Annotated in this window: 15 protein-coding genes; 7 read left to right on the forward strand and 8 right to left on the reverse strand. The window is 67.6% G+C overall.

From position 1 onward, the window contains the following. Positions 1-193 precede the first annotated feature (193 nt). The gene (locus tag R4I43_RS26530) at positions 194-790 is read right to left on the reverse strand and encodes a TetR/AcrR family transcriptional regulator (protein WP_324268435.1); all 597 of its coding nucleotides are present in this window, start codon (positions 788-790) and stop codon (positions 194-196) included. Between the two features lie 184 nt (positions 791-974). On the opposite strand from R4I43_RS26530, the gene R4I43_RS26535 reads away from it, so the two are divergent. Then, positions 975-1,715, forward strand: coding sequence for an SDR family oxidoreductase (locus R4I43_RS26535; protein ID WP_324268436.1), 741 nt, complete (start codon positions 975-977; stop codon positions 1,713-1,715). Between the two features lie 99 nt (positions 1,716-1,814). Next, on the forward strand, positions 1,815-2,012 hold the full coding sequence (locus R4I43_RS26540) for a Sua5 family C-terminal domain-containing protein (protein ID WP_324268437.1): 198 nt from the start codon (positions 1,815-1,817) through the stop codon (positions 2,010-2,012). 62 nt (positions 2,013-2,074) lie between these two features. Here the strand turns inward: R4I43_RS26540 and R4I43_RS26545 are convergent, their stop codons facing one another. The 7 genes from R4I43_RS26545 to R4I43_RS26575 form a co-directional block, all read right to left on the reverse strand. Continuing rightward, positions 2,075-2,473 carry a carbonic anhydrase gene (locus R4I43_RS26545; RefSeq protein ID WP_324268438.1) on the reverse strand — a complete coding sequence of 133 codons (399 nt, stop codon included), beginning with the start codon at positions 2,471-2,473 and terminating at the stop codon, positions 2,075-2,077. After that, positions 2,473-2,631: a carbonic anhydrase gene (locus R4I43_RS26550; protein ID WP_324268439.1), complete on the reverse strand. Its 159-nt coding sequence runs from the start codon at positions 2,629-2,631 to the stop codon at positions 2,473-2,475. The genes R4I43_RS26545 and R4I43_RS26550 overlap by 1 nt, the downstream gene beginning before the upstream one ends. A gap of 305 nt (positions 2,632-2,936) precedes the next feature. Beyond that, positions 2,937-3,830 (reverse strand): carbohydrate ABC transporter permease, encoded by an 894-nt coding sequence (locus tag R4I43_RS26555; protein WP_324268440.1) that lies wholly within the window; start codon positions 3,828-3,830, stop codon positions 2,937-2,939. Between the two features lie 31 nt (positions 3,831-3,861). Further along, on the reverse strand, positions 3,862-4,809 hold the full coding sequence (locus R4I43_RS26560) for a carbohydrate ABC transporter permease (RefSeq protein WP_324268441.1): 948 nt from the start codon (positions 4,807-4,809) through the stop codon (positions 3,862-3,864). Next, positions 4,806-5,663, reverse strand: coding sequence for a metallophosphoesterase (locus tag R4I43_RS26565; RefSeq protein ID WP_324268442.1), 858 nt, complete (start codon positions 5,661-5,663; stop codon positions 4,806-4,808). Before R4I43_RS26565 ends, R4I43_RS26560 begins: the two co-directional genes overlap by 4 nt. An 8-nt stretch (positions 5,664-5,671) precedes the next feature. Then, positions 5,672-7,054, reverse strand: a complete 1,383-nt coding sequence (locus tag R4I43_RS26570) for an ABC transporter substrate-binding protein (RefSeq protein WP_324268443.1) — start codon at positions 7,052-7,054, stop codon at positions 5,672-5,674. A gap of 61 nt (positions 7,055-7,115) precedes the next feature. Next, complete coding sequence (locus tag R4I43_RS26575) at positions 7,116-8,264, reverse strand: ABC transporter ATP-binding protein (protein ID WP_324268444.1); 1,149 nt, start codon at positions 8,262-8,264, stop codon at positions 7,116-7,118. 484 nt (positions 8,265-8,748) lie between these two features. Here R4I43_RS26575 and R4I43_RS26580 point away from each other — a divergent pair, with 484 nt between their 5' ends. The 5 genes from R4I43_RS26580 (at position 8,749) to R4I43_RS26600 (ending at position 12,852) form a co-directional block, all read left to right on the forward strand. Continuing rightward, entirely contained in the window at positions 8,749-9,549 is an 801-nt protein-coding gene (locus tag R4I43_RS26580) for an MBL fold metallo-hydrolase (RefSeq protein WP_324268445.1), read from the forward strand. A gap of 203 nt (positions 9,550-9,752) precedes the next feature. After that, a complete protein-coding gene (locus tag R4I43_RS26585; RefSeq protein WP_324268446.1) occupies positions 9,753-10,667 on the forward strand; it encodes a LysR family transcriptional regulator in 915 nt (304 codons plus the stop codon). A gap of 170 nt (positions 10,668-10,837) precedes the next feature. Beyond that, positions 10,838-11,362 carry a DUF4442 domain-containing protein gene (locus tag R4I43_RS26590; RefSeq protein ID WP_324268447.1) on the forward strand — a complete coding sequence of 175 codons (525 nt, stop codon included), beginning with the start codon at positions 10,838-10,840 and terminating at the stop codon, positions 11,360-11,362. 62 nt (positions 11,363-11,424) lie between these two features. Further along, a complete protein-coding gene (locus R4I43_RS26595; protein WP_324268448.1) occupies positions 11,425-11,934 on the forward strand; it encodes a PaaI family thioesterase in 510 nt (169 codons plus the stop codon). Positions 11,935-11,967: 33 nt separating this feature from the next. Then, a complete protein-coding gene (locus tag R4I43_RS26600) occupies positions 11,968-12,852 on the forward strand; it encodes an alpha/beta hydrolase family protein (RefSeq protein ID WP_324268449.1) in 885 nt (294 codons plus the stop codon). The last annotated feature ends 264 nt before the right edge of the window (positions 12,853-13,116 follow it).

Here is a 13,116-nt window from a genome sequence, read left to right on the forward strand (position 1 = left end):
AATTGACGGGCTAACCGGTGGCTACGGTCTTGGGCCCACAGCCGGCACCTTCGAGGCTGCTTGTGGGGCGCCTGCCCTGCGTGTGATGGCGATTTCGGTGATGCCGGCGCGGGTGCAGGTGGTGGTTCCCGTGACGCCGCTGGTGGTGGCGTGGCCTGCGTACCGGCAGCGATCAAGCTGTCGCTGTGGTTTCTCACTGGGATGGCTGCTGGACTCTGGTGCCGACGCCGTTGAGGAGAGTGGTGACGACGCGGTCGGCGAGTTCGTCGGTGTTGGTGTCGTGTTCTGCGTGCTCGTGGATGGCGATGTCGAGCAGCGCGTAGTAGGTGCGTTGGGGCCAGCTGAGATCGGTCTCGGCGGGCAGGAGGCCCGCTTGTTGGGCGCGGGCGAGTAGTTGCAGGCATCGGTGGGTGATCTGGTCCTGCAGCGTTGAGACTGCGTCGCTGGCGGGGTGCGTGTGGTTCAGCGTGAATCGCCAGCCGCTTTTGACGTCGATGACGTTGGCGGTGACCTGGTGCAGCGCTACTAGCGGTGGTGCCGTCCCCGGTCGACCGGCTTCGATGGCCTCGTTGACGTGAGTCAGGGCCGACACCGTCATGGCTTCGATGAGGGCTTCGCGGCTGGTGAATCGCCGGTGCAGTGTCGCTCGGGCGACGCCGGCAGCTGTGGCGATCTGTTCGAGAGTGGTCGTCGGGTCTTGCCCGAGGAGCTGATCGGCAGTTGTGAGGATCTTGCGCGTCGTTCGTTCGGCGTCCGCTCGTTGTGGGCGGGGTGTTGCCGACTCGGTCATGCCACGTCACCTCTCGCCGTCCCCAACGCCACCTTCGTGTGTTCCGCGACGATACACGCCGATTCAAACAGAACCGATTTCCATTCCTGTCATGTTGCAGATCTAGGCAGAGATGATACGTTGATGTCTCACATAGTGGTGGTGTCGCGACACTGCTGTTGATCACGGCGACTCAGGGGTAACGATGGCCAGGTTCACGGGCAAGCGGATTCTGATCACTGGAGGTACCAGCGGGATGGGGTTGGCCGGTGCCAAGCGCATCGCCGACGAAGGTGGCCAGCTGGTGTTGACCGGTATTTCTGAGCAGCGGCTGGCGGAGGCCCAGCAGATGCTGCCGGAGGCTCTGGTCGTGGCCAATGACGCGGCTGATCCGAGCTCTCCTGATGTCCTCGCGCGCAGCGTCGCCTCCAGCGGCGGTGGGCTCGACGGGTTGTGGCTCAACGCCGGATACGCGGCCGTCGCCGATGTTGGTGAAGTCGATGCCGAGTTCTTCGACCGGATGATGAGTGCCAACGTGCGCGGGCCCGTGCTGCAGCTGGCGCGACTGTCCGAGCAGCTCAACGACGGCGCTTCGGTCGTGGTCACATCGTCGACCTCGACTTACGAAGGTGCGGGCATGGCCAGCGTCTACGCCGCGACGAAGGGAGCTCTCGTCGCCATGGCGCGGGGATGGGCGTCGGCACTCGCCGAGCGCGGTATCCGTGTCAACGTGCTCGTGCCCGGTCCGATCAGCACCAACTTCCGCAACTTCATGCCTGCCGAAGTTCGCGAGCAGTTCGAGCGCGAGATCGTCAGCCAGGTGCCCCTCGGGCGCATTGGCACCGCCGACGAAGCCGCGGCGGTCGCCTTGTTCCTGCTCTCCGACGACGCCACCTACGTCACCGCCAGTCAGTACGCCGTCGACGGAGGCCTCACCAAGCGATAGCCGGCGCCAAGACCAATTTCCTCCTGGTCACTTCACTCGGGAATTGGTCCAAGAGTTGGGCGCTGCGCTAATTCTGCTCAATCCCGCCGTCGGTCGCCGATGTTTCGGTCGAGGCACGCCGTGGTGGTTCTGCCCGATTCGATGGCCTGCTACGCGCGCGGGCTGTACGGCTTCCTGCGCGAGCTCGACCGGCGAGGATGCGACCTCGTCGTCGCCTCCTCGCCGGTGGAGGAAGGGCTGGGCTTGGCGATCGCCAACCGGCTCCGTCGTGCCGCCGGCCCCCGATCGACCGGGTGACCGGCGCCGACGCCGTGCGATGCCCCCAAGGGCACGGTGATGGGTCCTGACGGTCCGCTCGGTCAGGACGTGGTGCCGACGGGCCTGTGCACGCCGCGAGCCGCGGCCACGTGCGCTCGGCCGTCGGCGAGCCCGTAGCACAGGCCGACCACGGCGGTCTGTCCGGTTTCGACGCGTTCGGTGAGCAGGTTGGAGCGCTCCAGCAGCTTGTCGACGGTGTTGCGGACGTGGTCGGCGAGGATCTCGTCGGCCTGGAAACGTCCGGCGGCCCGGGCTGCGAGCACGCTCGGCGTGACCCGTTCCACGACGTCGCGGATGTAGCCGCCTGGGACCGCGCCGTCGTCGAGTGCTGCGTACGCGGCGCCGATCGCGCCGCAGGAATCGTGTCCGAGGACCACCACGAGCGGGGCTTCCAGCACGCCGGTCCCGTACTCGATGCTCCCCAGCACCTCGTCGCCCATCACATGGCCTGCCGCGCGGACGACGAACCCAGGCCCTGATCGAAGATGATCTCAGCGGCCAGCCGGGAGTCGGAACATCCGAACATCACGGCGAACGGTCGCTGGGTCGAGGCGATTTCTGCTCGACGAGCGGCGTTTTGATTCGGATGCTCCGGCACACCGGAAACGAAGCGCTGATTGCCGGCAAGCAGCGGCCGAAGGCCTCTTGGGGGCTCGGGGAGGTTCTCTCGGTCATGGTCGAAGCCTGAGCCAAGCCCGCCGTCCTACGTGTGACTGCTCTGAGGTCTTCAGCGCTGTCTTTACAGGTATTGGCCGCCAGAGGAGAGGACGTCCAGTGCGCCACGTCGACCTAGTGAGAGGACATGCCGAGTTCGCCGGGCTTTCTCGAGGTGGCTGATCACATACAAGCTCCTTGTCGGCCAGCGGCGTTCGGATCTTTAGCGCACGATCTCATAGCAAGGTTCTACTTCAGGCCGGAGCGGATGAAGGCGTTGACGATCTGGCGTTGGAGGACGAGGTAGAGGGCGAACACCGGGAGGCATGCGAGTCCGGCTGTCGCCATGAGTGGGCCCCAGTCGTTGCCTTCGGTGCCCATGAAGCTGCGGATGCCGAGTTGGACCATGGCGTTGCTGCGTTGGAGCACCAGGGCCGGCCAGAAGTACTCGTTCCAGGCTTGCACGAACAGCAGGATGCCCAGTGCGGCCAGCGCCGGACGGAGGTTGGGCACGACCACGGTCCACAGCGTGGACCAGGATGATCGTCCGTCGATCTTGGCTGCGTCGAGCAGCTCTTTGGGGAAGCTGCGCAGGTGCTGGCGGAGCATGAGGACGCTCAGCGCGGAGCACAGGGACGGCAGGATCACGCCTGCGATGGTGTTGAGCACGCCGAGCTGGAGCAGGAGGACGTAGTTGGGCAGCATCGCCACTTGGAACGGGACCAGCCAGGTGCCGACGAACAGCAGGTACAGCACCTGCTTGCCGCGGAACTCCCAGACTGCGAACGCGTAGGCGGCGAACAGTCCGGTGAGCAGCTGGCCGAGCGCGGTCACCAGCGCTACCACGAGGGTGTTGGCCAGCATGCGCCCGATGGGAATCGTGTTCCAGGCGTAGGCGTAGTTGTCGACCGACAGCGGCCAGGGGAGCGGTGACAGTGAGAACACGTCGCCGGGCGCGCGCAGTGAGGTCGCGTACATCCAGTAGATGGGAAGTACGCACAGCAGCCCGAGCACGCCCAGGATCCCGTGGCCCAGGATGGCCCGCGAGCGGCTTCGGGCGCCGACGGGGAGATCGGACTCCGCGTGTTGCTCGACGGCCGTGATGTGGCTCGTCGCGTCGCGTTCCAGCGTGGAGGTGGTCATGAGAAGTGTGCCTGCTTTCGCACTTCAGCGATCAGTCGTCGTGGTGGCTGATGCGGTCGGAGAGCCAGATCAGGAACAGCGCGACGACGCCGAAGGTCGTGAAGAAGATCACGCCCGCTGCCGCTCCGAGGCCGGCCTGGTGGCTGTGGAAGCCGTAGTCCCACAGCAGGTAGTAGATGTGCGTGGTCGCCGCCGCCGGACCGCCCTGGGTCAGGGTGTCGATCAGTGGGAACGTCCACTGGGCGCCGAGGAGCACCGTCATGAGCACGAGGAAGACCAGCGTCGGTGACAGCAACGGCAAGGTGATCCAGCGGGTGGTCTGCCAGCGGGAGGCCCCGTCGAGCTGGGCGGCGGCTGAGTAGTCGTCGTTGATGCCGGAGAGGCCAGCCGACACCAGCAGAACCGCGAAGCCGAGCAGGTGCCAGCCGGTGATGCCGATGATCGAGATCTGCGCTGGGACGTTCTCGTACAACCAGTTGACGTCGACACCTAGAAACCGGTTCACCGCTCCGGATCCCGGATCGAGCAGCCACTGCCACACCGCCGCGCTGGCGACCGGCGCGACCAGCATCGGTGTGAAGATCAGCGCCCGGTACCACTCCCGGGCGCGTCCGTTGACCTGGCGGGTCGCCAGCGCCACGACGACCGGGAGCGCCACGGTGAACGGCAGCAGCCCGGCGATGACCGCGAGGGTGTACCACACGGCGTTCGCCAGCTCAGGTGCTGCGAGGAGCTGCTCGTAGTTGTCGGTGCCGGCCGGCACCATCGGGGACGTGGGCAGCAGGTTCCACGAGTAGAACGACAGCTGCGCTGTCTGCACCAGCGGCCGGTAGGTCCAGATGATGAGCAGTGCGAGTCCTGGCGCCAGGTAGAGGTAGGGCGGCGCTGCCCGGAGGATCCGCCTGAGCGGCGAATCCCGTAGCGCAGCCGGCGGGGCGGCTTGGGCGGGCGCGGGTATTTCGACGAACACGGTGGTCACTCCGCTTCGGAGAGGTGGGTGTGGATCATCTTCACGACCTGGGCTTCGTCGTGGTCGTAGACGAACGAGGCGACGTCGATCGGCACCGCGGTCGCGATCGCGGACTCCGCGAACACGTCGATGCGGGTCATGCCACCGCCGGGCACACCCCGGAGACGCCCCTTCACCAGGGGATCGATCTGGTTCGCGCACGCGGGCGAGACCCAGACCGGAATCCCGGCCAAGACGCCGCATCCGGTCGCGTGGTTGTGCCCGCTGAGGATGATCCGGACGTCGGTTCCGGCGACGACCTCGCCGAGGCGGTCGGCGTCGTACAGCCGCAGCAGGTGCACCGGCGGCACGGCCGACGGCAGGGGCGGGTGGTGCAGGGCCAGCACCGTTCCCCGCGGAGCCGGTTGCTCCAGCTCCGCCCGCAGCCAGTCCAGCTGGCCTGGGTGGAGGCGGCCGTCGTGCTGGCCGGGCGTGGTGGTGTCCAGCACGACGATGCGCACGCCGCCGACCCAGTGCACCGCGTCGTGGGGCCCGGTCGCCGCTTCCGCCAGGAGTTCGTTGCGGAAGGCCGTCCGCTCGTCGTGATTGCCCATCACGTAGATCACGTGGGCGCCGAGTTCCTCGGCCGCGGGCTCGACGAGCTCGCGCAGCCTGCGGTACGCGGCAGGGGAGCCGTCGTCGGTGAGGTCGCCGGTGAGCAGCAGGGCGGACACCTCGGCCCTGGAGGCCGCCACCGTGGCGAGGGCGGCCTCCAGGTTGGTGAACGTGTCCACCGTGCCGTGCTGGAGCTCGCCCACAGGCAGGATGTGGGTGTCGCTCAGCTGGATCAGGGTGAGATCCGGGGCCGGAACTCCAGCGCTCATCAGGGTGTTCAGCCCTTCGGAAGCAGGCTCGACGCCTGGTCCTGCGCTGCGCGCAGCGTGGCTTGCGGGTCGGCGCCCTGGTAGACGCTCTTCTCCACGGCGGCCATCATCCCGTCGCGAATCTGCTGGTAGTTGACTCCGGGCATGGAGACCCAGGGCTCCAGGCGTGCCAGCTGCTCAACGTTGGGCTGCATCAGCGGATTCTGGTCGGCCCAGGTCTTGAGGCCCTCCGGGTCGTTGAGGAGTCCGGTGCGCAGCGGCAGGTAGCCGATCTTGCTCGAGATCATCTCGTAGGCGTCCGCACTGGTCAGGAACTTGATCAGCTCCCAGGAAGCGCGCTGCTTGGCCGGGTCGTCGGACAGCACGAACAGCGACGCCCCCGAGTTGGTCGGCACCGTGGCCTTGCCGTCGAATGCGGGCATCGGGGCGGCGCGCAGGTCCCACTTGCCCTTCGCGGCCTTCTCGAAGTTGCCCTGCAGAGAGCTGGATTCGAGGATCATGCCCATCTCACCGCGGCCGAAGCCCTCGTAGGCCTGCCGCTGACCGAGAACCGGTGTCGCGCCGGACTTCACCATCTGCTGCGCCATCGTCACGACCTCGACGGCGGGCTGCTCGGCGAAGGCGAGTCTCTTGCGGTCCTCGGACAGGACTCGCCCGCCGTTGGAGCGCACCATTGCCTGGTAGCACCAGTCCTTGCTGGCCTCGGTGAGGCAGTCGGAGTACGCGCCGTTCTTGCCGGTGGCCGCCTTGATGGCCAGCGCGGCCTTCTCGACCTCGGCCCACGTGGCCGGCGGCTTGGCAGGGTCGAGCCCGGCCTGCTGGAACAGCGAGGCGTTGTAGTACAGCACGGGCGTGGAGAAGACGAACGGCACGCCGTAGGTCTTGCCGTTCCAGTCGCCGAGGTCGCGCGCGGACTCGTGGAACGGGTGACGGGGACCGTCGAAGTTGGCGTGCACGGCCTCGCGTCCCACCAGGTCGTCCAGCGGCTTGGCGCGGAGCTGGTTGATGGTGAAGTCGAGCTCGCTGAATCCGAGCTGCGCGACGTCAGGTGCGTGTCCGGCCATCATCTGGTTCTGCACGCTGGAGACGGTGTCCGACACCGGGTTGGGGCTGTTGCCTTGCGGCTTCTGCGCGGTCACCTTGATGTTCGGGTGCTGGCGCTGGAACTCGTCGATCAGCGCGTTGAAGGTGTCGGTCCACGCACCGGCCTGGCCGAAGTTGTAGCTCTCGAACACGATCTGGACCTGCTGGTCAGGTCGCAGTTCGGGTACCGGGGCGGCGGCGGTGGTCTGGGTGTCGGTGCTGCCGAGTCCGCCGATTCCGCAGGCGGAGGTGGTCAGTGCGAGCACGGCGACGGCCGCGAGGCCGCTGAGCGTGCGTCTTGCCCTCATGTGGTTCTCCTGTTGTTGGGAAGGTGCCCTGCTCCGTGCCGGGAGCGGGGTGGCCGGGTGATCACACGGCTTGGGCGTCGAGTGCGACGTGCCTGACGGCGTCAGGGTGGGGGCGCCAGACCAGGCGGCGACCCGTGGTCGGGTCGAACAGGTGGGTGTGCTCGGGCAGCGTGGTGAAGGCGACGGGCTCGCCCGGCTGGAGGCCCAGGGGCCGGGGACCGCGGGCGGCGAGCTTGGTGTCGCCGACCGAGCACAGCGCGACCTCCTCGTTGCCGAGGTTCTCGATCGCGTCGACGACACCCCGGAACAGCGGTCCGCGCGTGTGCTCGCTGACCAGGGCGAGATGTTCGGGGCGAACTCCGAGCACGACATCGCGCGGTGGCAGGTCGCCGGCCGGGTGCTCCAAGGGCACCTCGAGGTCGCGCGCTGTGACGCGCAACCGATCGCCGCGGCTCTCCAGACGGGCGTCGATGAGATTCATCGGAGGCGATCCCATGAACCCCGCGACGAACACCGACTCCGGGGTGTCGTAGACCTCGGACGGCGTGCCCGCCTGCTCCAGGCGGCCGTTGTTGAGCACCGCGATCCTGCTGGCCATCGTCATGGCCTCGACCTGGTCGTGGGTGACGTAGAGGAAGGTCGAGCCGAGCTGCTGATGCAGCGCGGCCAGTTCGGTGCGGGTTGCGGTGCGCAGCTTCGCGTCCAGGTTGGACAACGGCTCGTCCATCAGGAACGCGCCCGGGTCGCGCACCAGCGCGCGGCCCAGTGCGACGCGCTGCCGCTGACCGCCGGAGAGTTCCTTGGGACGGCGCTTGAGCAGCTCCTCGAGACCGAGCAGTGCGGCGACCTCGCGAACCTTGCCGTCGATCCGCGTGCGCGACCAGCCGCGGGTGCGCAGCGGGAAACCCAGGTTTCGCGCGACGGTCAGATGCGGGTAGAGCGCGTAGCTCTGGAACACCATCGCCAGGTCGCGGTCCTTCGGTGCGACGTGGGTGATGTCGCGGTCGTCGAGGAGGATGCGGCCCTCGCTCGGCGGCAGGAGCCCGGCGATCATCCGCAGCAGTGTTGACTTGCCGCACCCGCTCGGCCCGAGGAGGACCAAGAACTCGCCGTGGTCGATGTCGAGGGAGACCGAATCCACGGCGGCGGTGCTGCCACGCCGGGCATGTCCGAATGTTTTGCTCAGTCCCTCAATTCGGATTCGGCTCACTGTTGGTCTCGCCTCCGGTCTTGGATTCATGGTTGGGCGCGTTGTTCCGCCGACTCCGCGAAGGTTCCCGGGCTTACGGTGGCGTCGGGACGTGCCCGGGGGGAATTTGAGCATGGTCGTGTGGAATTCCGGTGAACACCTGGTGAGTCGCGGATTCGCGGACCGCGTGGAGCGAAGGGGATGTTCCTGCTGGCCAGCGACGATTGGAAGGCGTGCACGTTCGATTCCGCCGGGGTGTGGCAACGCCTGAGAGCAGCCTTGCGGTCGCGATTGAGATCTCGAATCGAGCGAGATCAAAATGATGGTTGACGTTCCCTGTTCAGAGGCATCGGTATGAGTTCATTCTCGCCTGATAGGGGATATCAATTGATCATTTTCGGGGGAGGTCTTGTCGTCGCGAATGGTTTTCCGGAAAGCTCGGCCAGAACTGTCGCTGCGCCGAAGCGGCCTGGGTATTCGCTGGAGGAAGAGGATGCGGCTTACCGTGCTGGGTTGCCGAGCGGGGATGCCCGCCGACGGTCAGGCGAGTTCGGGTTACCTGCTGGAGACGGCGACGACTCGCCTGCTGTTGGACTGCGGGCCGGGCATCGCCACCGCGCTCAGCTCGGTCACCGAGCCCGCGAGCCTGGATGGCATCGTGATCAGCCATTTCCACTCCGACCACTGCTACGACCTGCTGCCCATCGGCAAGAGCCTGCTCAGCGGCCTCGCCCACGAACCCGGCGCCACCGTGGAGACGATTCGGCGCAACGGGTTCACGCCCGTGCGGCTGTACGTGCCGCGCGGATCGGGAGACCTGTTCGCCCGCTGGGCCGGACTGTTCCCGGTGCACACGTTCCCGTTGCTCGACCAGGCCTTCGAGATCGCCTTCGACGTCCGCGAGTACGAACCCGGGGAGACCCACGTCGTGGGTGATCTCAGCGTGGCGATGCACGAGACGCGACACGCGATCCCGAACTGCGGTGTCCGGATCGAGTCGGCGACGGCGACGTTCGCCTACACCGGGGACACGGGGACGACACCGGCGCTCCACGACCTCGCCGAGGACGCCGACCTGCTGCTCACCGAGGCGACGCTGGCCGAGCCCGAGGTCGGCGACCACGGACACCTCTCAGGCGCCGACGCGGGCGTCATCGCCGCGAAGGCCGGGGTGGGCAGGCTCGTGCTGACGCACTTCGCCGTCGCCGACGAGCGCAGCCTGGAGCACCTGCGCGCGTCCGCGGCGGAAAGCTACGAAGGCCCGATCGCGCTCGCGGCACCGGGTGTGCGGTTCGACATCGGCTGAGCACCGATGGCGGCGCCGGCTACCCCGGACGGACTCCGCCACCGGACATGTGACGGAGTTCACCGAGGGTGATTTGTCTGCGGTTTCGGCTATGTGACACGGCTTGGCTCCGCTAGCAGTGCCCCTGGTTCACCGGGTGTTCCTCGGAGGTGCATACCGTCTGTCGAGCACAGAGCTGTCCGACAGCCGCCCCGGGGGGCAATGTGGAATTCAGGCACCTCGAATCCTTCCTCGCGATCGCCGAAGAGCTGCACTTCGGGAGGGCCGCCGCCAAGTTGCACCTGGCGCAGCCGTCGCTGAGTCAGCACCTGCAACGACTGGAACGCAGCGTGGGCACCGAACTGGTCGCCCGCACCTCGCACGAAGTCCGGCTCACGCCCGCCGGCGAAGCCTTCCGCGACCAGGCCCGCGCGATCGTGGCGCAGGTGTACAAGGCCGGGCAGACGGCCCGCGAAGCCGCCGCCGGCCGCTCGGGGCACGTTGACGTCGCGTACAACTTCGCGGCCGGTCAGCATGTCCTGCCCGCGGTGCTCACCACGATGCACACCGACCACCCCAACGTCGGCGTCACGCTGCACGAGATGCGCACCGGCCCGCAGCTGCAGGCGCTGCGGGCCGGCGACGTCGACGTGGCCATGGTCTACGGGAGGCCGGTCGGTGCGGAGTTCGAGTCACGCCCGCTGGCCAAGTTCCCCCTCGTTGCCGTGGTCGGACCGAACCACAGGTGGGCCGGACGGCCTGGCGCCTCGTTCAGTGAACTCGCGCACGAACCGTGCATCCTGTTCGGGCGCGAGCAGTGCCCCGCGATGTACGACTCGATCTTCGGCGCGGCGTCGAGCAGCGGCATCACGCTCAACGTCGAGCACGAGGTCGACGATCCCGGGGCCGTGGCGATCATGACGTCGGTGAAACCCCTGGTCGGGTTCGCATCGACGTTGCGGGGCAGGCACATCAGCGGCAACGTGCGGGCAGTGCCGGTGCGGCTGTTCGACCCGGTGCCCACCGTCGAGCTCTACGTCGCGTGGTTGAGCGGAAAGACTTCTCCGGCCGCCGAACTGTTCCTCGACTGCGTCGAAGCGCAGGCGAGTGTGCTCGGCGAGGAACCGCTGCAGGTCTGAGTCGGCGAACAGCGCCTGAACTTCGCGCGTGCTCGACGGGCGGGGCCATCGGACCCCGCAATCGCCCGATGGCAGTCCGCGGACTCCGTTGACGCTTTCCGGTGCGCGGCAGAAGTATTCGCCCTTGACGAGGTTCGGATCTTCACCGCGCACCCGGAGGACGACACATCGTGGCGCAGCAGCTGAATCGGGACGTCTTCGAAGGGTTCGCACCGTACGCGGGCTCCTCGGACGGAACGGCACCCGACTACGAGAAGATGTGCGAGCACGCCAACACGATGGTGCCGTTCAGCAACCACGTCGGCACCCGCATGGTCGAGATCAGCCCGGAGCGGGGAGCCGTGGAAGTCCCGGCCGGCGAGCAGATGCACAACCACATGGGCGGCGTCCACGCCGGTGCCCAGTTCCTCGCCGCCGAACTCGCCGGGGCGATGGCCTTCGGCGGAGCGTTCGCGCCGGTGATCACCCGGGTGACGTTGTTCCTCCTGCGCAGCTGCACGGTGTCGTTCCGCAAGCCCGGATACGGGCGCATCCGCGCGGTCGCCACGCTGGATCCGCGCACCGTCGCCGACGTGCTCAGCGGAGAGGTCACCGGGCGGTTCGAACTCGACGGCAAGGCCTGGCTCTACGACGACACCGACGCGGCGGTGGGCAAGGTCCACCTCGACTACGTCGTCGACGTGCAACCCCATTGAGCCGTGCCCGCAGAAACGCTTTCCCAGCAACGGAACACGACGCACTCGTAGGGATGGTCGACATGTCACAGCAAGCACCGAGCCTGTTCGGGCCCCTGGCGGAGCACGGCGCGGGAACCCCGGATTTCGAGAAGTTGCGCGAGGTCACCAACTCCATGGTGCCCTTCAGCGTCCACGTCGGCGTCCAGATCACCGAGGTCGGCCCGGAGCGCGCCGTCGCCGAGATTCCCGCGGAAGACGCCATGAACAACCACATGGGCAGCGTGCACGCGGGCGCGTTGTTCCTGGCGGCTGACATCGCCAACGGCTCGGCGTTCGTGGGAGCGATGGCCCCGCGACTGGCCTCGGTGACCCGGTTCGTGGTTCGCGAATCGAGGTGCACGTTCCTCAAGCCGGCCTTCGGGCGGATCCGCGCCATCGCCACGGTCGACGAGCGGACCGTCTCCGAGGTGCTGTCCCGCAGCAGCGACGAGAAGTTCGACCTCGACACCAAGGCCTTGTGCTACGACGACAACGACGTTCTCGTCGCCAAGTTCTCCTTCGACTGCGTCTGCAACGTCGCCGCGGACTGACGCGAACCCCCAGCACCGCACCAAGGAGCCCCCATGCCCGAAGACAAGCCGGCGTCGACCGGATTTCAGGCGCTGGAAGCCGTCGAGGTGACGACTCCCGACCACGTCCGCTTCGTCGTGCGCATCAAGCCGCAGGACGACCCGAGCGCCCCGGTCGTGCTGGTCCTGCCCGCGATGGCGATGAAGGCGAAGTTCTACTACCCGCTGGTCAAAGCGCTGCACGACGAGGGACTGTCGGTGGCCACAGCCGATCTGCGAGCGCAGGGCGAGAGCACACCGTCGCTCGAGGACAGCCGCAACTTCGGTTACCGCGAGATCGTGGAGACCGACCTGCCCGCGATCACCGAAGCCGTGGCCAAACGCTTCCCCGAGGCCCCGCTGCACGTGTTCGGACACAGCCTCGGCGGCCAGACCGCGTTGCTGCACGCCTGCGCCGACCCGACCCGGATCGCCGGGCTGTGCCTGTTCGCCACCGGAAGCGTGTACTGGCGGGCGTTCCCGCCCGAGCGTCGGCTGAGCGTGCTGGCCGGCGGTCGCTACATCGGGTCGGTGTCGAAGCTGCGGGGGCGCTGGCCGGGCGGGCTCTTCGTGCCCACTCCCGTTGCGGGCCGCGTGATGACCGACTGGTGCTATCAGAACCTGACCGGCCGCTACCGTCTCAGCGGTTCCGAGCGGAACTACGCGCCGCTGCTGCGCGAGCTGACCATGCCGGTGATGGCCATCTCCCTGGATGACGACGAGCTCGGCCCGAAGTCCAACGTCGACTACCTGTGCACCCGCATTCCCCGGGCCAAGCTGACCCGACGGCACTGGGATGCCGAGTCCGGTGTCGTGGAGAACCTGGACCACTTCGGGTGGATCAAGGACAGCCCGGCAGTGGCCGCCGAGGTCAGGGAGTGGATCGCAGACGCAGCCTGACCACACCGCACGACAGGGGCGCACCGGGAGTCAATCCCTGTGCGCCCCTTCGTCGTTGCGGCAATAGGACATCGCAACCGCGCGTTAGCCAGAGCCGCATTGCCCCGCCACCGCGCGCGAACCAAGATTGACGGCAGGTCGGCACGACGGCGTGTCCCTCGCAGGGAAGACCGCCGCGCGACCACGACCTCGAACAGGTGTCCGCGTGCGCGAACGGACGCCTTCCTTGCGCCTCCACGCCGAGTCCGAAGCGAACCACCCCGG

The sequence above is a fragment of the Saccharopolyspora mangrovi genome, from assembly GCF_035320975.1.
Lineage (GTDB): Bacteria > Actinomycetota > Actinomycetes > Mycobacteriales > Pseudonocardiaceae > Saccharopolyspora > Saccharopolyspora mangrovi.